At 65.1% G+C, this 21,860-nt stretch carries 23 protein-coding genes; 2 read left to right on the forward strand and 21 right to left on the reverse strand.

Annotation, left to right across the window (positions count from 1 at the left end; genetic code table 11):
* Positions 1-25 precede the first annotated feature (25 nt).
* Together BMI01S_RS14600 and BMI01S_RS14605 are read left to right on the forward strand one after the other, a co-directional pair.
* Positions 26-235 carry a CsbD family protein gene (locus BMI01S_RS14600; RefSeq protein ID WP_028212948.1) on the forward strand — a complete coding sequence of 70 codons (210 nt, stop codon included), beginning with the start codon at positions 26-28 and terminating at the stop codon, positions 233-235.
* A 331-nt stretch (positions 236-566) separates the two neighbouring features.
* Positions 567-1,952, forward strand: coding sequence for a sigma-54-dependent transcriptional regulator (locus BMI01S_RS14605; RefSeq protein ID WP_028212947.1), 1,386 nt, complete (start codon positions 567-569; stop codon positions 1,950-1,952).
* An 82-nt stretch (positions 1,953-2,034) separates the two neighbouring features.
* Here BMI01S_RS14605 and nagZ read toward each other — a convergent pair whose 3' ends face one another.
* The 21 genes from nagZ to rpmF all read right to left on the reverse strand — a co-directional run bounded on the left by nagZ (position 2,035) and on the right by rpmF (position 21,730).
* Positions 2,035-3,075 carry a beta-N-acetylhexosaminidase gene (gene nagZ / locus BMI01S_RS14610; protein WP_028212946.1) on the reverse strand — a complete coding sequence of 347 codons (1,041 nt, stop codon included), beginning with the start codon at positions 3,073-3,075 and terminating at the stop codon, positions 2,035-2,037.
* A gap of 44 nt (positions 3,076-3,119) precedes the next feature.
* Positions 3,120-3,530 (reverse strand): holo-ACP synthase, encoded by a 411-nt coding sequence (gene acpS, locus BMI01S_RS14615; protein ID WP_028212945.1) that lies wholly within the window; start codon positions 3,528-3,530, stop codon positions 3,120-3,122.
* Between the two features lie 73 nt (positions 3,531-3,603).
* Positions 3,604-4,368: a pyridoxine 5'-phosphate synthase gene (gene pdxJ / locus BMI01S_RS14620; RefSeq protein ID WP_028212944.1), complete on the reverse strand. Its 765-nt coding sequence runs from the start codon at positions 4,366-4,368 to the stop codon at positions 3,604-3,606.
* Complete coding sequence (gene recO, locus BMI01S_RS14625; RefSeq protein WP_036019583.1) at positions 4,365-5,393, reverse strand: DNA repair protein RecO; 1,029 nt, start codon at positions 5,391-5,393, stop codon at positions 4,365-4,367. The genes pdxJ and recO overlap by 4 nt, the downstream gene beginning before the upstream one ends.
* Positions 5,394-5,411: 18 nt before the next feature.
* Entirely contained in the window at positions 5,412-6,317 is a 906-nt protein-coding gene (gene era, locus BMI01S_RS14630) for a GTPase Era (RefSeq protein ID WP_028212942.1), read from the reverse strand.
* A gap of 54 nt (positions 6,318-6,371) precedes the next feature.
* Positions 6,372-7,544, reverse strand: a complete 1,173-nt coding sequence (rnc, locus tag BMI01S_RS14635) for a ribonuclease III (RefSeq protein ID WP_028212941.1) — start codon at positions 7,542-7,544, stop codon at positions 6,372-6,374.
* Positions 7,545-7,784: 240 nt separating this feature from the next.
* The gene (gene lepB, locus BMI01S_RS14640) at positions 7,785-8,678 is read right to left on the reverse strand and encodes a signal peptidase I (RefSeq protein ID WP_028212940.1); all 894 of its coding nucleotides are present in this window, start codon (positions 8,676-8,678) and stop codon (positions 7,785-7,787) included.
* A 21-nt stretch (positions 8,679-8,699) separates the two neighbouring features.
* Complete coding sequence (lepA, locus tag BMI01S_RS14645) at positions 8,700-10,493, reverse strand: translation elongation factor 4 (protein WP_028212939.1); 1,794 nt, start codon at positions 10,491-10,493, stop codon at positions 8,700-8,702.
* Positions 10,494-10,668: 175 nt separating this feature from the next.
* A complete protein-coding gene (locus BMI01S_RS14650; RefSeq protein WP_042289652.1) occupies positions 10,669-10,992 on the reverse strand; it encodes a glutaredoxin family protein in 324 nt (107 codons plus the stop codon).
* A 17-nt stretch (positions 10,993-11,009) separates the two neighbouring features.
* Positions 11,010-12,542, reverse strand: coding sequence for a DegQ family serine endoprotease (locus BMI01S_RS14655; RefSeq protein ID WP_028212938.1), 1,533 nt, complete (start codon positions 12,540-12,542; stop codon positions 11,010-11,012).
* A gap of 22 nt (positions 12,543-12,564) precedes the next feature.
* Positions 12,565-13,629 carry a MucB/RseB C-terminal domain-containing protein gene (locus BMI01S_RS14660; RefSeq protein ID WP_028212937.1) on the reverse strand — a complete coding sequence of 355 codons (1,065 nt, stop codon included), beginning with the start codon at positions 13,627-13,629 and terminating at the stop codon, positions 12,565-12,567.
* A gap of 5 nt (positions 13,630-13,634) precedes the next feature.
* Positions 13,635-14,285, reverse strand: coding sequence for a sigma-E factor negative regulatory protein (locus BMI01S_RS14665; protein ID WP_028212936.1), 651 nt, complete (start codon positions 14,283-14,285; stop codon positions 13,635-13,637).
* Positions 14,286-14,377: 92 nt separating this feature from the next.
* A complete protein-coding gene (gene rpoE / locus BMI01S_RS14670) occupies positions 14,378-14,977 on the reverse strand; it encodes an RNA polymerase sigma factor RpoE (protein ID WP_027795258.1) in 600 nt (199 codons plus the stop codon).
* 112 nt (positions 14,978-15,089) lie between these two features.
* On the reverse strand, positions 15,090-15,464 hold the full coding sequence (locus BMI01S_RS14675) for a hypothetical protein (protein ID WP_051381434.1): 375 nt from the start codon (positions 15,462-15,464) through the stop codon (positions 15,090-15,092).
* Between the two features lie 119 nt (positions 15,465-15,583).
* Complete coding sequence (gene fabF / locus BMI01S_RS14680) at positions 15,584-16,825, reverse strand: beta-ketoacyl-ACP synthase II (protein ID WP_028212934.1); 1,242 nt, start codon at positions 16,823-16,825, stop codon at positions 15,584-15,586.
* A gap of 192 nt (positions 16,826-17,017) precedes the next feature.
* Complete coding sequence (gene acpP / locus BMI01S_RS14685) at positions 17,018-17,257, reverse strand: acyl carrier protein (RefSeq protein WP_004197638.1); 240 nt, start codon at positions 17,255-17,257, stop codon at positions 17,018-17,020.
* A gap of 169 nt (positions 17,258-17,426) precedes the next feature.
* The gene (gene fabG, locus BMI01S_RS14690; RefSeq protein ID WP_028212933.1) at positions 17,427-18,176 is read right to left on the reverse strand and encodes a 3-oxoacyl-ACP reductase FabG; all 750 of its coding nucleotides are present in this window, start codon (positions 18,174-18,176) and stop codon (positions 17,427-17,429) included.
* Positions 18,177-18,210: 34 nt separating this feature from the next.
* A complete protein-coding gene (gene fabD / locus BMI01S_RS14695) occupies positions 18,211-19,149 on the reverse strand; it encodes an ACP S-malonyltransferase (protein WP_028212932.1) in 939 nt (312 codons plus the stop codon).
* A 126-nt stretch (positions 19,150-19,275) separates the two neighbouring features.
* Positions 19,276-20,265, reverse strand: coding sequence for a beta-ketoacyl-ACP synthase III (locus tag BMI01S_RS14700; protein ID WP_028212931.1), 990 nt, complete (start codon positions 20,263-20,265; stop codon positions 19,276-19,278).
* On the reverse strand, positions 20,265-21,404 hold the full coding sequence (plsX, locus tag BMI01S_RS14705; RefSeq protein ID WP_028212930.1) for a phosphate acyltransferase PlsX: 1,140 nt from the start codon (positions 21,402-21,404) through the stop codon (positions 20,265-20,267). The genes BMI01S_RS14700 and plsX overlap by 1 nt, the downstream gene beginning before the upstream one ends.
* 146 nt (positions 21,405-21,550) lie before the next feature.
* A complete protein-coding gene (gene rpmF, locus BMI01S_RS14710; protein ID WP_018441573.1) occupies positions 21,551-21,730 on the reverse strand; it encodes a 50S ribosomal protein L32 in 180 nt (59 codons plus the stop codon).
* Between the last annotated feature and the right edge of the window lie 130 nt (positions 21,731-21,860).

Below are 21,860 nucleotides of genomic sequence, written 5' to 3' on the forward strand. Positions count from 1 at the left end.
CTTTCCCCTAACCAGGAGAAGCACGATGAATAACGACATTGCTGAAGGCAAGTGGAAGCAGTTGGTCGGCAAGGCCAAGGCGGCATGGGGCGAGTTGACGGACGACGAACTCGCGCGAACGGAAGGCCATGCAGATCGACTCGCCGGGCTGATCCAGGAACGTTACGGCAAGACGCGTGACGAGGCGGAACTGGAAGTGCGCCGCTGGTTCGACGCGCACGGGCCGCGCGGCTGACGCGCCGTCGGCACGGGCGATACGTGCGCCCACTTGCAGGCAAACAGGGGGTTTTGCGGCACGCCAGAGCGCCATGCGCCTAGTGGCTGCGCCGCCGTTCGGCCGCCGGCGCTCTTCTGCCCGGCAATGCCGTCGCGCCCCTCCGCTGGCGCGGTACAACTGGGAGGACCGGAACCTGAACATCCTGCTTCGAGACACCTGCGTGATCTCGATGAAAACTTTCGCATCGTGCCGCGCTCCCGCGCGCCGCGCGGTTGCCTCCCGGGGCGAGCGCGCTAACCCGCGCGCGCAACGCCGGCGCGACTGCGCTCATCCGTAAGCCGCTACCGCCATGCCACATGCACTGATTGTCGAAGACGATCCCAACAGCCTCTCAGGTCTCTCTGCGATCCTGTCGGCTGACGGCTTCTCCGTCGACACTGCCGCCACACTCGCCGAAGCGCGCGCCGCGCTCTCGCGTTTCATTCCCGACGTCGTGCTCGTCGACCTCAACCTGCCAGACGGCGGCGGACTCGACCTGCTGCATCACTTGCCCGCGCAGCCGCCAGGCGGCGCGCTGCCCGTGATCGTGATGACGGGCAACGCCACGGTCGAAAGTGCAATCGAGGGCCTGCGCCACGGCATCTGGGACTATCTGCTCAAGCCCGTCAACATTCCGCGGCTGCGCAGTCTGCTCGCGCGCATTCCGCGTCCGTACGAGCTGAGCGAGGAAGTGCGCACGCTGCGGGCCACGCTGCGCCGGATGGGCCACTTCGGGCCGATGATCGGCCGCAGCAGCGCGATCCAGCAGGTCTACGACGCTCTGGAACAGCTCGCGCCCACCGAAGCGGCGCTGCTCGTGCATGGCGAGGTCGGCACCGGCAAGGAAATCACTGCGCGTACGCTGCATCAGCTGAGTCGGCGCCGCAAGGGGCCGTTCATCGTTTGCGACACGCGCTCGCTCGCTGCGGAGGCCGCCGCCGGCCGGCCGCTCGCGAGCGTGCTGTTCGGGCATGAGCGCGGCGCTTTCAACGGGGCGGAACAGCGCGAACCGGGCCTCGTGGATCTGGCGAGCGGCGGCACGCTGTTCATCGACGAGCTTACCGAACTGCCGCGCGACCACCAGGAAACATTGTTGCGCGCGCTCGACTCGCAAACCTTCATGCGCGTTGGCGGCAAAAAAGTGGTGGGCACGGATTTCCGCCTGGTCGCCGGCACCCGTGCGATCCCGCGCGAAGCCGTCCAGCAGGGCGCGCTGCACGACGGCCTATGGATGCGCCTCGATGCCGCGGCGATTGCGCTGCCGCCGCTGCGTGAACGCGACGACGACGCCGCCCTGATCGCGGCCGCGTGCGTCGACGAACTCAACCAGGAGGCGCAAGCGCACGGCCTGCCCGGCGCGACGCGGCTCATCGCCCCTTCGTTTGTCCGCGAATGCCTCGCGTATGACTGGCCCGGCAACGTGCGCGAACTGCACGAGCGCGTGCGGCGCGCCTGGCATGCCTCCGGCGAGGTGCTCGAAACCCTTGAGGCGGAGGAAACCAGCGGCGCAGGGCACCGCGATATGAACGGCGGTCGCGTGCAGGTGACCGTGGGCACGCCGCTCGCCGACGTGGAAGAGATGCTGATCCGCGCGACGCTCGACGCCGTGGGCGGCACGCGGCATCGCGCTGCATCCCTGCTCGGCATCAGCCCCAAGACGCTCTACAACAAGCTGCAGCGTATGCGTCTGAACTGACTGCGCCGCGCACCGCCAGGCCACATAGAAAGCTGCCCTTTGTTTTCGAAGGGCAGCTTTTTTGATTTCCGCGGCTTCGCGGTCAGGGCAGAACGCTGCGCAACAATGCCTGGGCTTCGAGGTACGCCGGGTCCGCGATCATTTTGTCCCAGCGCTGCGCCTTGCCGCGCGCGCGCATGCGCTTGATGCGCTGACTCGAAAGCCTGGCGGAGCGCCGCGGCTCGGCACTGCGCAGCGCGTCGAGGACTTTTTCGGCCTCGTGCGGCTGGTTGCAGATCAGCACCATGTCGCACCCTGCTTCGAGTGCGGCGCGTGCGCCCTCGGTGAGCGTGCCGCCCTGGCGCGCGGCTTCCATCGAGAGATCGTCGCTGAAGATCGCGCCCGTGAAACGCAGCCGCTTGCGCAGGATCTCCTCGACCCAGATGCGCGAGAAGCCCGCGGGTTTCGAATCGACCTTCGGATAGATGACATGCCCCGGCATCACCGCCGTCAGGGCAAGGCCGAGCCAGTCGTACGGCAGCGCGTCTTCGCCGAGAATCGATTCGAGCGGGCGCTCGTCCACGGGCACTGCGACGTGCGAGTCCGCCGTCGCGAAGCCGTGCCCGGGGAAGTGCTTGCCGCAGTTGGCCATGCCCGCGAGCGCGAGCCCGTGGTTGAGGCTCTTGGCGAGCAGCGTGACGACGCGCGGGTCGCGGTGGAACGCGCGGTCGCCCACGACCTTCGACTGGCCATAGCCGAGATCGAGCACGGGCGTAAAGGAGAGATCGATGCCACAGGCGCGCAGCTCGCTTGCGAGGATGTAGCCCACCGCGGTCGCGACCTTGGTGGCGAGCAGCACGTCCTTGTCCCACAGCGCACCGAGCCGCCCCATGGCCGGCAGCACCGTGAAGCCGTCGGTGCGAAAGCGCTGGACGCGGCCGCCCTCGTGGTCGACGGCGATCAGCAGGTCCTCGCGCACCGCGCGAATCGCATCGGTGAGCGCGACGAGCTGCGCCCGGTTTTCGAAGTGGCGCGCAAACAGGATCACGCCGCCCGTCATCGGGTGCGCGAGGCGGCGCACGTCGTCGTCGTTCAGCGCGGTGCCGACCACGTCGAGCATTACTGGCCCGGAAATATTCTTCATCGATGAGTTTTGCGTTGATGCCGCGCAGCGCACGGCGATGGATATCAGCCTTTGACTGTGACGTTCACTTCGGCGATCACGAACGACACCGCGTAGTCATGCTCGTCGGTGATGCTCACGCGCGCCGTGATGCCGCGCTCGTCGAGCCACTGCGCCAGCGCGCCCGAAGCGACGATCACGGGGCGGCCGCTGGGCTCGTTCAGTGTTTGCATGGCGCGCCAGGTCATCGGCATGCGCATGCCGAGGCCGATCGCTTTCGAGAACGCCTCTTTCGCGGAAAACCGCGTGCTGAGGTAGGCGAGGCCCCGCGCCTCCGAGCGCGCCTTGCGCGCCTCGTAGACGGCGAGTTCGTCGGGGCCCAGCACGCGCGGCGCGAAGCGCCCGTGGGTCCGTTCCATGACTGCCGCCACGCGGCTCACCTGGATGATGTCGGTGCCGATACCGTAAATCGCCATGAGATTCCCGTCGATGGATGTCGATTGCGTGAGCGCAACGCGCGAATCACTGAGACGCGATCCGCAAATCCGCTCAGACGCGCGCGCCGAGGCGCGCCGCGACCATGATCGCCTTCATTTCGCGCACCGCATTCTCCCAGCCAGCGAAGATTGCGTGCGCAACGATCGCATGGCCGATATTCAGCTCGACAATACCGTCGATGGCGGCGATCTGCTGCACGTTCGTGTAGTGCAGGCCGTGCCCGGCATTCACCTTGAGCCCGAGACTGTTGCCACAGTTCACGCCCGCGACCACGCGCTCGAATTCGCGCTCCTGCTCGCCGGCATCGTGCGCCTCGGCATAGCGGCCCGTGTGCAGTTCGATCACGGGCGCGCCCGTTTCGTGCGCCGCGCGGATCTGCGTTTCGTCGGCGTCGATGAAGAGTGAAACGCGGCAGCCCGCATCGGCGAGCTGACGACAGGCGGCGGCAACCGCGTCGAAGTGGCCGGCAACGTCGAGGCCGCCTTCGGTCGTCAGCTCCTGGCGTTTTTCAGGCACGAGGCAGACGTCGTGCGGCTTGATCTCGCACGCGATGTCGAGCATCTCGGCCGTGACCGCGCACTCGAGGTTCATGCGCGTTTTCAGTTGCGGGCGCAGCGCACGCACATCGGCGTCGACGATATGGCGGCGATCCTCGCGCAGATGCAGCGTGATCGCGTCGGCGCCCGCCTCTTCGGCGAGCAGCGCGGCGCGGATCGGATCGGGATAAGCGGTGCCGCGCGCGTTGCGCAGCGTGGCGACGTGGTCGATGTTGACGCCGAGGTCGATCACGTTGGGCGAAGTGAGAAAGAAGCTCATAGGTTCTGCAGGTCGATCAGAATCTGGCGCGTCGCGAGCGGCGTGCCGCCAAGGTAGGTGTTCAGCAGAAAGCGCATGAGCGCCTTGCTCTGCGCAACCGTCTGGGGTCGATGGTAATCGTCCTCTTCCATGTCGAGCAACGTCTGTCCCGAAAGCAGGGGCCATTGGGCGGGCCACTCGTGGGAGGCTTCGCGTACACCGCGTTCAGGATCGAATACATAGCGACCCTCGGCGACCACCGTCTTGCGGTTCACGGTGCGATTGAGCGCGAGCGCGTAGCCCGCTTCGCGCAGCAGCACGCGCTCGAACGAGCGGAGCACCTGCACGGGCGGCTCGTCGTGCGCAAGGCGCGTGAGCGTCACGACGTAGTGACGAAAGAGCTCGGGATGCGGGTCTTCGCGCGCGATGAACTTCACGAGCAGCTCGTTCACGTAGAAGCCGCAAAGCAGCGCGTCGCCGGTCAGCGGCAACATGCCGCCCACCCATTCGGCGCCCGTGAGCGTGCGAACTTCGCCCTTGCCGGTCCACGATAGCGCGAGCGGCTGGAAGGTTTGCAGCACGCCGCGCAACGCCGAGTGCGGCCGCTTCGCGCCCTTCGCGACGAGCGCGACGCGGCCGTGATCGCGCGAGAGCACGTCGATGATTAGGCTCGTTTCGCGGTACGGATAGCTGTGCAGCACGAACGCCGGCTGCTCGGCGATGCGGTAATCGGGGGCCGTGCTGCGCGAGGCGCGCGGCAGTTGCGAGCGCGCGGTCGTCTTGCGGCTGTTGGGTGATTCGGTGTGCGCCTGGGCGTGGCCTTCGAGCGTGGCGTCGGCGCCTTCCGTCATGGTGTCGCGGGTTGCGGCGACTTTCGTCGCCTTCGAACTGCGCCTCGTGGTCTCGGTGCTTTTAGCGCTCGTCGTGCGCGCGCGCCGCGTACTGCGGGAACCGGACGGTTCGCCGGGAGCGAACGCCTCGCCGGCCTGCGCTTCGTCGTGCGCGGGCCGGTCGTCGTGCAGGGTTCCGGCTGCGCCGTCACTCATACGCGGTGCCCGTCGTGCTTACTCGTAACCGTAGGCGCGCAGCCCGGCTTCGTTGTCGGCCCAGCCGCTCTTCACCTTCACGAAGGTTTCGAGGTACACGGGACCGTCGAAGAGCTTCTCCATGTCGAGGCGCGCCTCGGTGCTGATCTGCTTGAGCTTGCTGCCCTTCTGGCCAATGACCATCGCCTTCTGCGTGTCGCGCTCGACGAGGATCGTCGCGAAGACGCGGCGCAGCCGGCCTTCCTGCTCGAACTTGTCGATCAGCACGGTGCTCGTGTACGGCAATTCGTCGCCGGTCCAGCGGAACACCTTCTCGCGCAGGATTTCGGCGGCGAGAAAGCGCTCGCTGCGGTCGGTCAGATCGTCTTCGCCGTAGATCGGCTCGCCTTCGGGCAGATACGCCTTGAGCGTGTCGAGCAGGCGCTTGATGTCCTCGGGGTGCTTCGCCGAGAGCGGCACGATCTCGCGGAATTCGCGCAAGCCCTGGATCTGCTGGATGAACGGATAAAGCGTGTCCTTGTCGTTCACGCGGTCGATCTTGTTCGCGATCAGGATCGTCGGCGCTTTGGGCGGAATCAGGTCGAGCACCTTCTGGTCGTCGGGGCCGAACTTGCCGGCTTCGATCACGAACAGCACGGCATCGACCGAGCTGAGCGTGGAGGTCACCGCGCGGTTCAGCGAGCGGTTCAGCGCCGTGCTGTGGCGCGTCTGGAAACCGGGCGTGTCGACGAAGATGTACTGCGCGTCGTCGATCGTGTTGATGCCGGTGATGCGATGGCGCGTCGTTTGCGCCTTGCGCGACGTGATGCTGATCTTCTGGCCGACCAGCGCGTTCATCAGCGTCGATTTGCCGACGTTCGGACGGCCGACGATCGCGACCATGCCGCAACGGAAACCGGCAGGAGTGGAAGTGGGAGCGTTCATGATCGGACCGGGATAGGAAAACAGGAGGCGCGCTCGCCGCGCGCCTGGGTGGGTTCAGTGGCCGGCATCGGCCGCGCGCACAGGAATGGCCGCAGCGGCCTCGGCGTGCGCATCGGCGTCGGTGCTGGCGGCGCCGGTGGGAGCGGCGTGCGTGCGCTCGACATGGCGCAGCGCCGAATCTGCCTTCGCCGCCGGCGAGCGGTGGCCGATGGAGCCGGCGCTGGGCACGGCGTCGAAACCGGCGGCCTTGTCGGCGGGCTTCTCGCTCGCTCTTTCTGAACCGCGCTCAGCCTTCTCTCCGGACCTTTCAGCCGGCTTATCCTTCTCCGCCAGGCGCTCTTGCACATGATGCGCTGCACGAATCACCGCGAGCGGGGCGCCTTCGGCAACCGCTGGCTGCGAGGGGCGCTCCGCGCGCGCCGCGGCGCGTTCGCGGCGCTCGGGCGCACGCAGATCGAGCGCGCCCTGCACGCCCGTCACGCCCGGGACGACCTCGGGTTCCGCCTTCGGGGCACGCGCGCCCTTGGACCGGCGCGGCTTGGCGACCAGCGCAGGCGCCGCGGCCATGACCTCGTCGAGCGCCTTCTTCGCCGCAGCCTGTTCGGCCGCGCGGCGGCTCGCGCCCGAACCCGACACCTTCACATCGAGCTTGGGCACCGTGCATTCGACTTCGAACTGCTGATTGTGCGCCGCACCATGCGTGGCGACGACCGTGTAGGTCGGCAGCGCGATCTTGTGGCCCTGCAGGTATTCCTGCAGCAGCGTCTTGGAATCCTTGCCGAGCGTGCGCGGATCGATGTGGTCGAGTATCGGCACGTACAGGCGCTTGATGACGGTCTGGGCGGCGTCGAAGCCCCCGTCGAGGAAAATCGCGCCGAAGATCGCTTCGAGCGCATCGGCGAGGATCGACGGGCGGCGGAAGCCGCCGCTGCGCAGCTCGCCCTCGCCCAGGCGCAGGCCATCGGCAATATTGAGGGCCTGAGCAATCTCGTAGAGCGACTGCTGCTTGACCAGATTTGCGCGCACGCGCGAGAGGTCTCCCTCGTCCAGCTTGCCAAAACGTTGGAACAATAGGGCGGCCACCGCGCAATTCAGAACCGAATCACCAAGGAATTCGAGGCGTTCGTTATGCGTGGCACTGTGACTGCGGTGGGTCAAAGCCTGGCGCAACAATTCCGCATTACGAAATTCATAGCGCAAACGGCTTTCCAGCGGAGATAGGGGCATGGGGAGAGTATAACGCGCCCGCCGCCCCCGGCGAAAACAGGGGCGGCGGACGAAAAACCATGATGAAGCGACGTTACCGGGGGTTCTTCAAGTAGCGCGCGAAGATGCGATGCGCGTGAATCGGGCGAGACGCACGTTCACGGTCGCGATTATCGTTGCTGCTTCTATCGCTTTGCCGTGCGCCATCTTCGCCGCGATGTGCGTGCCCATCATGTAGATGACACGCACGTCACGCGTGTATCAATTGAACGAACCGATGCGCCGCAGGTTGCTGAAGTTCATCCAGATGAAGAACGCGCGGCCCACGATGTTGGCGTCGGGCACGAAGCCCCAGTAGCGGCTGTCCGCGCTGTTGTCGCGGTTGTCGCCCATCATGAAGTAATTGCCCGGCGGCACCTTGCAGATCACGCCGCGCGCGTTGTACTGGCAGTTGTCGCGATACGGATAGTCCTCCGCGCCCACGATGAACGGCGGCACCGCGGGGTTGTTGAGGATATTGTTCTTGCGGCCGAAAAGGTCCTGCGTGAACTGCTTCGCGTAACCGATGCGCTCTTCGTCGAAGTAATCCCCCACCGGCGTTTCGGGCACGGGCTTGCCGTTGATCGTGAGCTGCTTGTCCTGATAGGCGACCACGTCGCCCGGCAGTCCGATCACGCGCTTGATGTAGTCGACCGACTCGTCTTTCGGATAACGGAACACGACCACGTCGCCGCGCTCGAGCGGGCGGCCCCGGGTGATCTTCGTGTTCGTGATCGGCAGGCGGATACCGTAGTCGAACTTGTTCACGAGGATGAAGTCGCCCACGAGCAGCGTCGGCACCATCGAGCCCGACGGAATCTTGAACGGCTCCACGACGAACGAGCGCACGAAGAACACGATCAGGATGACGGGAAAGAAGCTCGCCGTGTACTCGAGCCACCACGGCTGGCGCAGCTTTTCGTTGCGCAGGTGCTGACGCGTGGCAGGCGCGTTTTCATCGGCGAAGCGCTCGCCGATACGTTCCTGCTGCCGGTCGAACTCCTCGACCGCCGCATCGGCGGCGAGGCGCCGGCGCGGCATGAAAACCAGTTTGTCTGCAACCCACGCAACGCCCGTCAAAATGACGAGCACAAAAAGAATCAGCGCAAAATTCATGTAGAGGTCCGTTGTTCTGGCTTATTTGTCTTCGACGCGCAGAATCGCGAGGAAGGCCTCCTGCGGAATTTCCACGGAACCGACCTGCTTCATCCGCTTCTTGCCTTCTTTCTGCTTTTCGAGCAGTTTCTTCTTGCGCGTGATGTCGCCGCCGTAGCACTTGGCGAGCACGTTCTTGCGCAGCGCCTTGATGTTCTCGCGCGCGATGATGTGCGCACCGATCGCGGCCTGAATGGCCACGTCGTACATCTGGCGCGGAATGATCTCGCGCATCTTCGCCGCCACTTCGCGGCCGCGGTACTGCGACTGCGAACGGTGCACGATGATCGACAGCGCATCGACCTTGTCGCCGTTGATGAGCATGTCGACCTTCACGACGTCCGAGCTGCGGTACTCCTTGAACTCGTAGTCCATCGACGCATAGCCGCGCGACACCGACTTTAGCCGATCGAAGAAGTCCAGCACGATTTCCGCCATCGGAATTTCGTACGTGAGCTGCACCTGGCGGCCGTGGTACTGCATGTTGATCTGGTTGCCACGCTTCTGCGTACAGAGCGTAATAACCGAACCCACGTACTCTTGCGGCATGTACAGGTTCACGGTCACGATCGGCTCGCGGACCTCTGCGATCTTCGAGGGCTCCGGCATCTTCGCCGGGTTCTCGACCTTGATCGTGCTGCCGTCCGCCTGCACGACCTCGTACACTACGGTCGGCGCCGTGGTGATGAGGTCCATGTCGAACTCGCGCTCCAGACGCTCCTGCACGATTTCCATGTGCAGCAGGCCGAGGAAGCCGCAGCGGAAGCCGAAGCCCAGCGCCTGCGAAACTTCCGGCTCGTATTGCAGCGAGGCGTCGTTGAGCTTGAGCTTTTCGAGCGACTCGCGCAGCGCGTCGTACTGGTTCGCCTCGACCGGATAGAGGCCCGCGAACACCTGCGGCTTCACTTCCTTGAAGCCCGGCAGCGGCTCGGGCGCCGGCCTCGTGGCGAGCGTGACGGTGTCGCCCACCTTCGTCGCAGCGAGTTCCTTGATGCCCGCGATGATGAAGCCCACCTGCCCCGCCGAGAGCTGGTCGAGGTTGCGCGACTTCGGCGAGAACACGCCGACATGCTCGACCGGATACTGCGCGCCGGTGGCCATCAGCTTGATCTTGTCCTTCGGACGCAGCGTGCCGTTGACGATACGCACGAGCATGACGACGCCGACGTAGTTGTCGAACCACGAATCGATGATCAGTGCCTGCAGCGGCGCTTCCGGGTCGCCCTTGGGCGGGGGCACCCTGGCGATGAGCGCTTCGAGCACGTCATCCACGCCGAGACCGGTCTTCGCGCTGCAGCGCGTGGCGTCGGTCGCGTCGATGCCAATCACGTCCTCGATCTCTTCGATGGCGTTTTCGGGGTTCGCGGCGGGCAGGTCGATCTTGTTGAGCACCGGCACGACTTCCACGCCGAGTTCGATCGCCGTGTAGCAGTTCGCCACCGTCTGCGCCTCGACGCCCTGGCTCGCGTCCACCACGAGCAGCGCGCCTTCGCACGCGGAGAGCGAACGGCTGACTTCGTACGAGAAGTCGACGTGCCCCGGCGTGTCGATCAGGTTCAGGTTGTAGACCTTGCCGTCTCGCGCCTTGTAGGAAAGCGCAGCGGTCTGCGCCTTGATGGTGATGCCGCGCTCGCGCTCGAGATCCATCGAGTCGAGCACCTGCGATTCCATCTCGCGGTCGGACAGGCCACCGCAGAGCTGGATGATGCGATCGGCGAGCGTCGACTTGCCATGGTCGATGTGCGCAATGATCGAGAAATTACGAATATGATCCATTCAGTGCCGATCAAGCGAAAAAGGCGCGCCCCAACGATAGCTGGGCACGCCTCGTAAATAGATGAAAAACCGAACTATTTTAGCCGAAAAGGGGTCCCACGGGCGAACCGTCCGCTGATCCAACGGATGTGTCATGCCGTGCGGGTGGCGCCTGGCGGCGTGCCGGGCAACGGTTTCACGCTGCAGCCGGCGGAGTCGGCGATAGATTCGGTGCGTCGATACCGAGACCGAGCATGGCACGCACGCGCGCTTCGTCGAGCCGGTAGTGACACACCTCGACGCCATCGCACAGGAGCACCGGCACGAGTTCGTCGTAGCGCGCCTGCAGTTCGGGGGCGGTATCGATATCGACGATGTCGAGCCGCGCGCCCGCCGCGGCGGCGAGCGGTTCGAGCGCCGCGCGCATTTCCTCGCACAGGTGGCACCACGCGCGGCCGTACAGAACGAAATGGGCACTGGCGCGGGCCAGCGCGCCGTCAGCCGCTCCCGAAGTCCGCATGGGTCCCGGCATCGGCGTTACTTCTGGCCCTGCGCGCGCGGGCGCACCGGAACGAACTGTGTGTTGTCGCCGCGCCGCACGAGCACCGCCACCATCTTTTGCGGGTCGAGGTGCGCGGTCACTTCCTGGAACTGCTTCGCGCTCGTGATATCCGTGTCGCCCACGCGCAGGATGATGTCGCCCTTCTGGAGGCCAGCGCGCGCCGCCGGACCGTCCACCGAATCGACCATCGCGCCACCCTTGATCTTCATCTGGGCGAGCTGGTCGGCCGGGATATCGACCACCGCGAGACCGAGCGAGTTCGATGCGCGCGGCTTGGGCTCGGGCGCCTTCTTCAGGTCGGCCTTCGTGCTCTTGTCGGTCTGCATTTCGGCGATCGTGATCGGCAGTTCACGCGTCGCGCCCTTGCGCCAGATCGTGATGGTCGCCTTGGTGCCCGGCTTCGTGTCACCGACCATGCGTGGCAGGTCGGTCGCTGCCTCGACATTCGCGCCGTTGAACTTCTGGATGATGTCGCCCGGCTGGATGCCCGCCTTGTCGGCGGGGCCGCCCGGCTCGACGCTGGACACGAGCGCGCCTTGCGCCTTCGGCAAGCCCAGCGAGTCGGCCACGTCCTTCGTCACCTCGCCGATCGCCACGGCGATGCGGCCGCGCGTGACCTTGCCCGTCGACTTCAGCTGATCCGCCACGCGCATCGCTTCGTCGATCGGAATCGCGAACGAGATGCCCATGAAGCCGCCCGTGCGGCTGTAGATCTGCGAGTTGATGCCGATCACCTCGCCTTGCATGTTGATGAGCGGACCGCCCGAGTTGCCGGGATTCACGGCCACGTCGGTCTGGATGAAGGGCAAATAGTCGCCGGTGTCGCGGCCCTTGGCGCTCACGATGCCGGCCGTCACGGTATTTTCGAGGCCGAACGGCGAGCCGATCGCCACGACCCACTCGCCCACGCGCACCTTGTTCGAATCGCCCATCGTCACCGCCGGGAGATTCGAGGCCTGGATCTTCACGACAGCCACGTCGGTGCGATCATCCACGCCGATCAGCTTCGCCTTGAACTCGCGCTTGTCGGTGAGCGTGACGTAGATGCTGTCCGCGTCGTCGATCACGTGTGCATTGGTCATGACATAACCGTCGCTCGACAGGATGAACCCGGAGCCAACGCCGCTGTTCTGTTCGGAGTCGTTGCCGCTGTCCGGGCCGGAGTCCGATCCGCCGCCCTGGCCACCTTGTCCGCCGCCGCCCTGCCCCCCCTGGCCGCCACGCGGCGACTGGCCGCCCTGCGGCCCCTGCGGAAGTGGAATGCCAAAGAAGCGGCGGAAGAACTCCGACATGTCGCCGTTATCCATGCCCGGCGGGAGGCCTCGCTGGGCTGTCGACACGCGCGTGGTGGTGCGGATATTGACGACCGACGGCCCCACCTTGTCCACGAGGTCGGCGAAGTCGGGCAAATTCGCGGCCGGCGCCGCCGATGCCACGTGCGGCGTGAACGGCAGGCAAACCGCCACGACCGCGGCCGCGAAAAATTTGCGCAGCGGGAGAATCGTCATATCGAAGTCAGCCGAAGGAAAGTTACCTGGGAGCCTTGTATTCTATGGCAGACGCGAACTGCTGCAACGTGCTCTGGGGCACTTCCCCGAGCAACGTGATGAAGTAGTCGCCATTGCGCTTCACGAGCACATGAGTGGCGCCGCTGCTGCCCGAGCCTTCCTTGCGGCTGTTGTTCTTGACCGGTTCGACGAAAACCGAAAGCGTGGAAAGTCCATCGGAGAACACGGCCTGATCGACGGCGATAGGCGGATCGCTCGCGTCGCGTGCCGCCATGGGCCGGCGCACTTCGCGAATTCTGGCGAATCCCGGCACGGCCTGCCCGAACGACCAGCCCGCCGCTTCCATATCGACCGTCTGGAGCGGCGGACGCACCACGGTCCAGCCCGCGATGTTGCGCATGCCGTTCACGATGGGGGTCTTGTCGACGGGGCCGCCAATGCGGACCTGCGTAAACGCCAGTTGCTGAAGCACCTGGCCATTCGACGGATCGAGCATCTGGGAACGCAGCAGCAGACCGGTTTTGGCGTCGGCCCACAGCTTGTAGGCGAAGCGGAAATTGTCCTTCGGATCGAGTTCGACCACCTGGCTGTCGAGGCCCGCCACCCGATCGGTGCCGAGCATCTTCGGCTCGTAGACGGTCAGCACCTGGTCGCCGCTCGTGGAAAGCAGCGCCGGGAAAGCATCCTTGTTCTGGCGCTTTTCCACGACGAGCAATTTGCGCTCGGGCACGAACGTGAAGAGATCGTCGTTGTGACGCAGCATCGTGCGGGGCTTGCCGTCGAGGCTCTCCAGTTTCTCGAATTCGCCGTCCGTCTTCGACGCGTAGTGCATGATGCGCGAAGACTGCACGAACTCGCCGCGCTGGTAGACGAAAGTGCCTTCGTAATTCTGTTGCTGGGAGGCTTGCTGGATGCGGTCGAGCCACTGCGCGGCAGCCCGGCGCGCCCCGGCGGCATCGGCCGCCGACGCGCCTTGCGCGTGGGCGCGCGGGGCGACAGACAGAGCGGTGAACATCATGGCTGCGCAGCACAGGAAAGCCGGCAACCGCCCCCAGATCGTGTTGTTATTCAACCGCAATGTCTGCATCAAACTTATTGGCCTTGCGTGGTGAGAGCGGCCGAACGGATATATGGCGTGGAATCCGAAATGACCGGCTGCTGAGCGAATTGCTGATGTGCCTGAAGATATTCGTCGAGGCGTGCGTCGCGGATGATATTGCCGTCCTGACCGCCCGTGGCCACCGCCGGCGTGGCGTTCATCGCCACGCGCTGCATGGCGTCGCCCTGCGACTGCACGGCGGCGATTTGCGGCGCGCCTGCCATGCCCACACCGCGCATTTGCGGCATGACGATCCACGTGAGCGTGGCGGCTGCGGCAGCCACGGCCAACGAAGGCATCACGCGGCGGCGCAGCGCCAGAATGCGGCCCACCCGCTCATTGCGCCCAGCCCTCGCGCCTTGCGGCTGCGCAAGCGCGGCAGGCGCGAGCAGATGCGGCTCGGCGTCGAAGCGCGCGGCGAAACCCGTCATGAAGGCGCGGCTCGCGGCCTGACTGAGGGCCAGATCGTCCGAACGCAGCACGTCGCCGATCAGGTGGTACTCCGACCAGGCGGCGCGGCCTTCGCCGTCGAGTTCAAGAAAATTTCCGTTCAGATGCTCCCCGGCCGACCCTTCGCCGTCGACGAAGGCGGACAGACGCTCGCCGCGCGAGCTTGATACCGATTGCATCGAGACCGAACCCATGATGCTCCCCATTCCCTAAACAGACGTCCCTGGTGACACCAACATTATCTGGTGAATCGCGTCGCCGCCCGGGGCGGAGCTGGTGGTTGTTCTTACCAGCGCTTGCCTTCCGGAGTGTCCAGCAGCGGACGCAATTTTGCCGCAATGGCTTCCCGTGCGCGGAAAATTCTCGATCTGACCGTGCCGATGGGGCAACCCATCATCTCGGCAATTTCCTCGTAGCTCAGGCCTTCAATTTCCCGAAGCGTAATGGCGGTGCGCAACTCTTCCGGTAAAACCGCCATCGCAGCATTGACCGTCTGCGCGATCTGCTTGCTCATCAACATCGACTCGGGCGTGTTGATATCCCTTAGTTGATCGGCGTCCGAGAAAGTTTCCGCTTCTTCTGCGTCCGCTTCGGTGGAAGTTGGGGCGCGTCTTCCCTGCGTCGCAAGGTAGTTCTTTGCCGTATTGACGGCAATCCGGTACAACCACGTATAGAAAGCCGATTCGCCACGAAACTGCGGAAGCGCCCGGTAAGCCTTGATGAAGGCGTCCTGGGCCACGTCCTCGACCTCGGCGGGGTCCCGCACGAGGCGCGAGATCAGCCGGATGATCTTGCGGTGGTATTTCGAGACCAGGAGCTCGAACGCGGCTTTGTCGCCTTTTTGCACGCGCTCGACCAGAACCTGATCAATTTCTTTTTCGCTCACCTGAAAAATCCGTTAGCACATGGAGTAGACGTGGGGGCACCATTGTAGCGTCCTCGCCACGGTCCCACGTTACACGAGTAACAGCCGTTACAAGCGTTACAGCAAGGCACCTTCAGCGGCCGGCCGCGCTGCGGGCGCGCACGGCGAGCGCGCGAAAGGCTCCTCGCGCAATGGCGTCGGCAGCGATGAGCACTGTCGTGCGACGGGCGCCCTGCTCCACGACGAGGGCCAACAGCCATGCACCCCATTGCGAGGCACCGGCAAGACGGCCCGTTGCGAGGCAGGCGCCGTCGCGGGCATAAGCCGCAAGAAAATCCGGCCCGATTTCGAGGAACGCGGGCTGACTGCGACGCCACGCCGCAGCCGCGAGCGCGCCGGTCGCGAAGAACGCCAACGTGAGCGGCAAGGCGCGCCAGGCGCCGAGCCATGGGGCAAGCGCCGTCTGGACGGCGGCCGTGGCCAGGCCCAGGCTCGCGGCAACAAGCACTTGCAGCGCGAGGGAAGGACGCAGGGGAAGAAGCGGCGCGCTCGTGCGCCGCGAGGGGAAACCAGGAGGAAGGCGGCCGGCCGGAGAATCCGGCGCGGCCGCTGTCGCGTCGTACGCGATCAAGCGTGGCGCTTGAAAACGAGCGTGCCGTTGGTGCCGCCGAACCCGAACGAGTTCTTCAGCGCGACGTCGATCTTCATGTCCCGCGCGGTGTTCGCGCAGTAGTCCAGGTCACACTCGGGATCCTGGTTGAAGATGTTGATCGTCGGCGGCGAGACCTGGTTGTGCACGGCGAGTACCGTGAACACCGACTCCAGACCACCCGCGCCACCCAGCAGGTGGCCCGTCATCGACTTGGTCGAGTTCACGACGATGTCCTTCGCGTGATCGCCGAATGCGCGCTTGATCGCCGTGGTTTCGGCGATGTCGCCGAGCGGCGTCGAGGTGCCGTGAGCGTTGACCCAGTTCACTTCGTTCGCGTTGACGCCGGCGTTGCGCATTGCGTACTGCATGCAGCGGCGCGCGCCGTCGCCGTCTTCGAGCGGAGCAGTCATGTGGTACGCATCGCCGCTCATGCCATAGCCGCCGATTTCCGCGTAGATCCTGGCGCCGCGCGCCTTCGCGTGCTCGTACTCTTCGAGGACCATGACGCCTGCGCCCTCACCCAGCACGAAGCCGTCGCGATCCTTGTCCCAGGGACGGCTGGCCGTTGCGGGATCGTCATTGCGCTGCGAGAGCGCACGCGCGGCAGCAAAGCCACCGATGCCGAGCGGCGAGACGGTCGATTCCGCGCCGCCGGCGATCATCACGTCGCAGTCGCCGTATTCGATCAGACGCGAAGCTTCGCCGATGCAGTGCAGGCCGGTCGTGCAGGCCGTGACCATGGCGAGGTTCGGGCCCTTGAGGCCGTACTTGATCGACAGATGGCCCGAGATCATGTTGATGATCGAGGCCGGCACGAAGAACGGCGAAATACGGCGCGGACCGCGGTTGAGCAGTTCGGTTTGCGTGACTTCGATCATCGGCAGCCCGCCGATGCCCGAGCCGACGTTCACGCCGATCCGCTCGGCGTTCGCTTCAGTGACCTCGAGGCCGCTGTCCTTGATCGCCTGCATGCCCGCGGCAATGCCGTAATGGATGAACGTATCCATATGGCGCGCTTCTTTCGCCGGCATGTAGTCTTCGACGTTGAAGCCCTTCACCTCGCCGGCGAAGCGAGTCGAGAAGTTCGTAGCGTCGAACTTCGTGATGTTTGCGATGCCGGACTTCCCGGCGACCAGATTGGCCCAGCCGTCGGCAACATTATTGCCAACAGGCGAAATCAGCCCCAGGCCTGTAACAACAACTCGTCGACGGCTCACGGTAACCCCTTTTCCATAGATGACAAAAACAAAAGCCACAGAGGCCACAGGAAATGCTCCTGTGAGCCCTGTGGCTAGTTGACCGGCAAATGCCCCGCAGCGACTGCGGCAGGCGTACGCGGTTTCACGGGCGAGCCTCCTCGCGGGCCGTCAGCGCGCACGCGGCGTGCGCGGCCCGGGCAGGAAACAGGCTTAGGCCTTGACGTTCGCGCGAGCGTAGTCGATCGCTTGCTGGACCGTCGTGATCTTCTCGGCTTCCTCGTCCGGGATTTCCATGCCGAATTCGTCTTCGAGGGCCATCACCAGTTCGACGGTGTCGAGCGAGTCGGCGCCCAGGTCGTTCACGAACGAAGCCTCGTTCTTGATTTCAGCTTCGGCGACGCCCAGTTGTTCGGCGACGATCTTCTTGACGCGCTGTTCGATGTTGTCCATTACCCCTCCAAGGGAAAAAAGTTAGCTCATGAATGCGAGTGCGCGCATTTTATCAGGTTTGACCTGGCAGAAAAGCGGCGCTCAAAGTTCCGGAATAGCTCTCGCGCGAAGGCGTCCGTGCAAGGTTTTGCATCAAACGCATCAAGGCGCGGATAGTACCTGAATCCGGTTAAGACATGTACATGCCGCCGTTCACGTGCAGCGTCGTGCCCGTGATATAGGCCGCCTGGGGCGACGCGAGAAACGCGACCGCATGCGCGATGTCGTCCGGGCTGCCGAGACGGCCCAGCGGAATCTGCTGCTTGAGTGCGGCCTGCTGTTCGGCCGGCAGGTCCTTCGTCATGTCGGTGTCGATGAAGCCCGGCGCGACGCAGTTCACGGTGATGCCGCGGCTGCCAATCTCGCGTGCCAGCGCGCGCGTCATGCCCGCCACGCCGGCCTTCGCGGCGGCATAGTTGGCCTGGCCCGGGTTGCCCGAGGAGCCCACCACCGAGGTGATGTTGATGATGCGGCCCGTGCGCGCCTTCATCATCGGGCGTAGCACGGCGCGAGAGAGGCGAAACACCGACTTCAGGTTCGTGTCGATGACCGAATCCCACTCGTCGTCCTTCATGCGCATCGCCAGGTTGTCCTGCGTGATGCCCGCATTGTTGACGAGGATCGCGAGACCGCCAAATTCCTTGACCGTTGCGTCGATGAGCGCTTCTGCCGCAGCGGCATCGTTCACGTTGAGAACGGCGCCGCGGCCCTTCACGCCCGCTTCTTCGAAGGCGGCCGAGATGGCTTGCGCGCCGGCTTCGCTCGTCGCGGTGCCGATCACCGTCGCACCCTGGCGCGCCAGTTCGAGCGCAATCGCACGGCCGATGCCGCGCGACGCGCCGGTCACGATCGCGGCTTGATTGTCGAGAGTCTTTTCCATCGTTCGAATCCGTTAGCGGTAGTGGCTTATGCGCTTATGCGTTCAGAAGCGCGAGCGTTTCTTCGAGCGACTTCGGGTCGAGCACCGAGGCGCCCGCGAGATTGCCGTCGATACGCTTGGTGAGGCCCGCAAGCACCTTGCCCGGACCGCATTCGATCACATGCGAGGCGCCCTGCGCCGCAATCGCCTTCACGCATTCGACCCAGCGCACGGGGCCGGCGGCCTGGCGCACCAGCGCGTCGCGAATCTTTGCGGGATCGGTTTCGAAGGCCACGTCGACGTTGTTCACCACCGGAATCTGCGGCGCATTGAGCGTAACGCCCGCGAGGTACTCGCGCAGCTGGTCCGAGGCGGGCTTGAGCAGCGACGAATGAAACGGCGCGGAAACCGGCAGCGGCAGCGCGCGCTTGGCGCCCTTGCCCTTGGCGATTTCGCAGGCCTTCTCGACCGCGCCCTTGTGACCCGCGATCACGACCTGCGCCGGCGCGTTGAAGTTCACGGCTTCGACCACGCCGCCGCTCGCCGCGGCCGCTTCGACGCAAACGGCGCGCACGGCGTCGTCGTCGAGGCCGAGCACGGCAGCCATGCCGCCTTCGCCGACCGGCACCGCGCCTTGCATCGCCTGCGCGCGAAAGCGCACGAGCGGCACGGCGTCGCGGAACGCGAGCACGCCAGCGGCGACGAGCGCCGTATATTCACCGAGGCTGTGGCCCGCGACGATCGCCGGCGCCGGGCCGCCCGCCTGTTGCCACGCGCGGTACACGGCGTAGGCGGCCGTGAGCATGACCGGCTGCGTGTTGGTGGTGAGATTGAGCTCTTCTGCCGGGCCCTCGGCGATCAGCTTGCCAAGATCCTGGTCGAGCGCGTCGGACGCTTCTTGCAGCGTCTCGCGCACGACGGCGTTATCGGCGAAAGCGTCGAGCATGCCGACGGCCTGGGAGCCCTGCCCGGGAAAAACGAACGCGAATTTCATAACGTCCCCAAATTCGATTAAAACCGGCGGGCGATGCGCTCGGATGGACCGCTGCCGGCCGCGCACATACCGAATGTCATGTGCGTGCGGCCTGACCGCGGGAGCGCGAAAGCCCGCTCCGGAAGATTAGAAGCGGATGACCGAGGCGCCCCAGGTGAAGCCGCCGCCCACGCCTTCGATCAGCACGTTGTGGCCGCGCTTGATGCGGCCGTCGCGCACAGCGATGTCCAAAGCGAGCGGAATCGAAGCCGCCGACGTGTTGCCGTGCTCGCCAACCGTCACCACCATGCGCTCGGCGGGCAGGCCGAGCTTGCGGCAGGTGCCCTGCATGATGCGGATGTTGGCCTGGTGCGGAATGAGCCAGTCGATCTGGTCGGCGGTGAGCTGCGCCTTCTCGATTGCCTCGATCGCGACCTTTTCGAGCACGTTCACGGCGAGCTTGAACACGGCCTGGCCGTCCATGTGCAGGAACGCGTTGCCCGCGATCACACCGCCGTTGACGTGACCCGGCGTGCACAGGATATGCGCGTAGCTGCCGTCGGCGTGCAGCGCGCTCGAGAGCACGCCCGGTTCGTCCGACGCCTGGAGCACGACCGCGCCCGCGCCGTCGCCGAACAGCACGCAGGTGGTGCGGTCGTTGAAATCGAGAATGCGCGAGAAGGTTTCCGCGCCGACCACGAGCGCCGTGCGGTGCTGGCCGCTGCGGATCAGGCTGTCGGCCACCGAAACGGCGTACGCGAAGCCCGCGCACACGGCCTGCACGTCGAACGCCGCGCCGTGATTGCGGATGCCGAGCTTGTTCTGCAACAGGCAAGCCGTGCTCGGAAACACGAAATCGGGCGTGGAAGTGGCGACGATGATGAGGTCGATCGTCTGGGGATCGACATCGGCGGCCGCGATCGCGCGCTGCGACGCCGCAAGCGCGAGGTCGCTCGTCGTGACGTCGGGTGCGGCGAAGTGGCGCGCGTGGATGCCCGTGCGGGCCACGATCCACTCGTCGCTCGTCTCGACGCCTTTCGCGGCGAGCCGCGTGGCCAGTTCCTGGTTGGTGACGCGATCAGGCGGCAGGTAGCTGCCCGTGCCGATCACGCGGGAATAGAGAGTCGATTGAGCCATTATGCCTTCGAGGATGATGCGGCGCCGGGCGGTAAATCGCCCGCCGCCTGGCTGGGCGCGCTGGTCGCCGCCCCGGCTTGTGCGGCTTGCATGTTCTGGGCGCCGCCGGACTCGCCTGCCGCCTGTTCGAGCGAACCGGCGTTTTCTTCCATGGCGCGCGCGAGGCGCTCCAGGACGCCATTTTTGACGGCATCATACCCGCGATTGATCGCACACTCAAACGCGTAGGCATCGGCCGAGCCGTGGCTCTTGATGACGAGACTCTTCAAGCCGAGCAGCGCGGCGCCGTTGTACTGGCGATGATCGACGCGCTTTTTGAAGCGCATGAGCACGGGCAGCGCGGCGAGCGCCATGAGCTTCGTGAGCCACGAGCGGCCGAACTCTTCCTTGATCATGTCGTTGAGCATCTGCGCGAGGCCCTCCGACGTCTTGAGCGCGACATTCCCAACGAAACCGTCACAGACGATGACGTCGACGGTGCCCTTGTAAATGTCGTTGCCTTCGACGTTGCCGCGGAAATTCAGCGTGCTCGCGCGCAGGAGTTCCCCCGCGCGCTTGATGGTCTCGTTGCCTTTGATGACTTCTTCGCCGATGTTCAGGAGCCCGATCGTTGGACGATCTTTGCCCTCGAGCGCGGCCACGAGCGCGTGCCCCATCTCCGCGAACTGCAGCAGATGCTGCGGCTCGCAGTCGACGTTCGCGCCAAGGTCGAGCATCGTCGTGTAGCCGCGCGGGTTCGGAAGTGCGAACGCGATGGCGGGGCGTTCGATGCCGGGAAGCGTCTTGAGCACATAGCGCGACACGGCCATGAGCGCGCCCGTGTTGCCGGCGGAAATGCAGGCTTGCGCCTCGCCCTCTTTCACGCGATTGAGTGCGACACGCATGGACGAGTCTTTCTTCTTTCGCAGGGCGACTTCGACCGGATCGTCCATCTCGACGACCTCGGTGGCGGGCACGACGGTAAGCGCGGGATGGTCCGCCGCCTTCAGCTTCTTCAACTGGGCGCGGACCGCCGACTCGACGCCCACGAGCATGAGATGCGCGTCGGGGTGCGAGCGGACGAAATGGACTGCGGCAGGCACCGTCACGGACGGGCCGTGGTCGCCTCCCATGCAATCTATCGTGAGCTTAACAGTCATGGAATGCGACGAATTTCAGGCACAAAAAAGCGGCAGTAGAATGCCGCCTTTTTTGCCGAGCCGAAATATGGTCAAGCGAACGGAATCGTCAGATGTTGCGCGGTGTCGCCCCTTGCGGGTCGATACTGCGCCACACGCTGAAACGATTAATCGTTCTTGGTCTTGACGACTTTCTTGCCGCGGTAGTAGCCGTTCGGGCTGATGTGGTGACGCAGATGCACTTCACCGGTGCTCGGCTCGACGGCCAGCGGCGCGCCCGTGAGGAAATCGTGCGAGCGGTGCATACCGCGCTTCGACGGCGACTTCTTGTTTTGTTGAACTGCCATGATAACTCCTGAAAATTTTCCGAATTCTAACACAGCCCGATCCGGCCGCCGCCACCCTGGGGGTGGCCGGACTCCGGGCTCAGGCCCACGCGTCTGGTACTGCCCGCCCCGTACAGTTGCCTAACGTTAC

The sequence above is a fragment of the Paraburkholderia mimosarum LMG 23256 = NBRC 106338 genome (assembly GCF_000739815.1).
GTDB classification, from domain to species: Bacteria; Pseudomonadota; Gammaproteobacteria; order Burkholderiales; family Burkholderiaceae; genus Paraburkholderia; species Paraburkholderia mimosarum.

Bases quoted from the DNA above. Each gene is read 5' to 3' on its own strand.
- acpP (WP_004197638.1), bottom strand. From the start codon at position 17,257: ATGGACAACATCGAACAGCGCGTCAAGAAGATCGTCGCCGAACAACTG.
- recO (WP_036019583.1), bottom strand. From the start codon at position 5,393: ATGAGTGACGGCGCAGCCGGAACCCTGCACGACGACCGGCCCGCGCAC.
- fabG (WP_028212933.1), bottom strand. From the start codon at position 18,176: ATGGAAAAGACTCTCGACAATCAAGCCGCGATCGTGACCGGCGCGTCG.
- plsX (WP_028212930.1), bottom strand. From the start codon at position 21,404: ATGACTGTTAAGCTCACGATAGATTGCATGGGAGGCGACCACGGCCCG.
- rnc (WP_028212941.1), bottom strand. From the start codon at position 7,544: ATGCCCCTATCTCCGCTGGAAAGCCGTTTGCGCTATGAATTTCGTAAT.
- BMI01S_RS14655 (WP_028212938.1), bottom strand. From the start codon at position 12,542: ATGACGATTCTCCCGCTGCGCAAATTTTTCGCGGCCGCGGTCGTGGCG.
- rpmF (WP_018441573.1), bottom strand. From the start codon at position 21,730: ATGGCAGTTCAACAAAACAAGAAGTCGCCGTCGAAGCGCGGTATGCAC.
- BMI01S_RS14605 (WP_028212947.1), top strand. From the start codon at position 567: ATGCCACATGCACTGATTGTCGAAGACGATCCCAACAGCCTCTCAGGT.
- BMI01S_RS14700 (WP_028212931.1), bottom strand. From the start codon at position 20,265: ATGGCTCAATCGACTCTCTATTCCCGCGTGATCGGCACGGGCAGCTAC.
- pdxJ (WP_028212944.1), bottom strand. From the start codon at position 4,368: ATGAGCTTCTTTCTCACTTCGCCCAACGTGATCGACCTCGGCGTCAAC.
- BMI01S_RS14600 (WP_028212948.1), top strand. From the start codon at position 26: ATGAATAACGACATTGCTGAAGGCAAGTGGAAGCAGTTGGTCGGCAAG.
- lepB (WP_028212940.1), bottom strand. From the start codon at position 8,678: ATGAATTTTGCGCTGATTCTTTTTGTGCTCGTCATTTTGACGGGCGTT.
- BMI01S_RS14650 (WP_042289652.1), bottom strand. From the start codon at position 10,992: ATGCGGACTTCGGGAGCGGCTGACGGCGCGCTGGCCCGCGCCAGTGCC.
- BMI01S_RS14660 (WP_028212937.1), bottom strand. From the start codon at position 13,629: ATGCAGACATTGCGGTTGAATAACAACACGATCTGGGGGCGGTTGCCG.
- lepA (WP_028212939.1), bottom strand. From the start codon at position 10,493: ATGGATCATATTCGTAATTTCTCGATCATTGCGCACATCGACCATGGC.
- nagZ (WP_028212946.1), bottom strand. From the start codon at position 3,075: ATGAAGAATATTTCCGGGCCAGTAATGCTCGACGTGGTCGGCACCGCG.
- acpS (WP_028212945.1), bottom strand. From the start codon at position 3,530: ATGGCGATTTACGGTATCGGCACCGACATCATCCAGGTGAGCCGCGTG.
- fabD (WP_028212932.1), bottom strand. From the start codon at position 19,149: ATGAAATTCGCGTTCGTTTTTCCCGGGCAGGGCTCCCAGGCCGTCGGC.
- era (WP_028212942.1), bottom strand. From the start codon at position 6,317: ATGAACGCTCCCACTTCCACTCCTGCCGGTTTCCGTTGCGGCATGGTC.
- BMI01S_RS14665 (WP_028212936.1), bottom strand. From the start codon at position 14,285: ATGGGTTCGGTCTCGATGCAATCGGTATCAAGCTCGCGCGGCGAGCGT.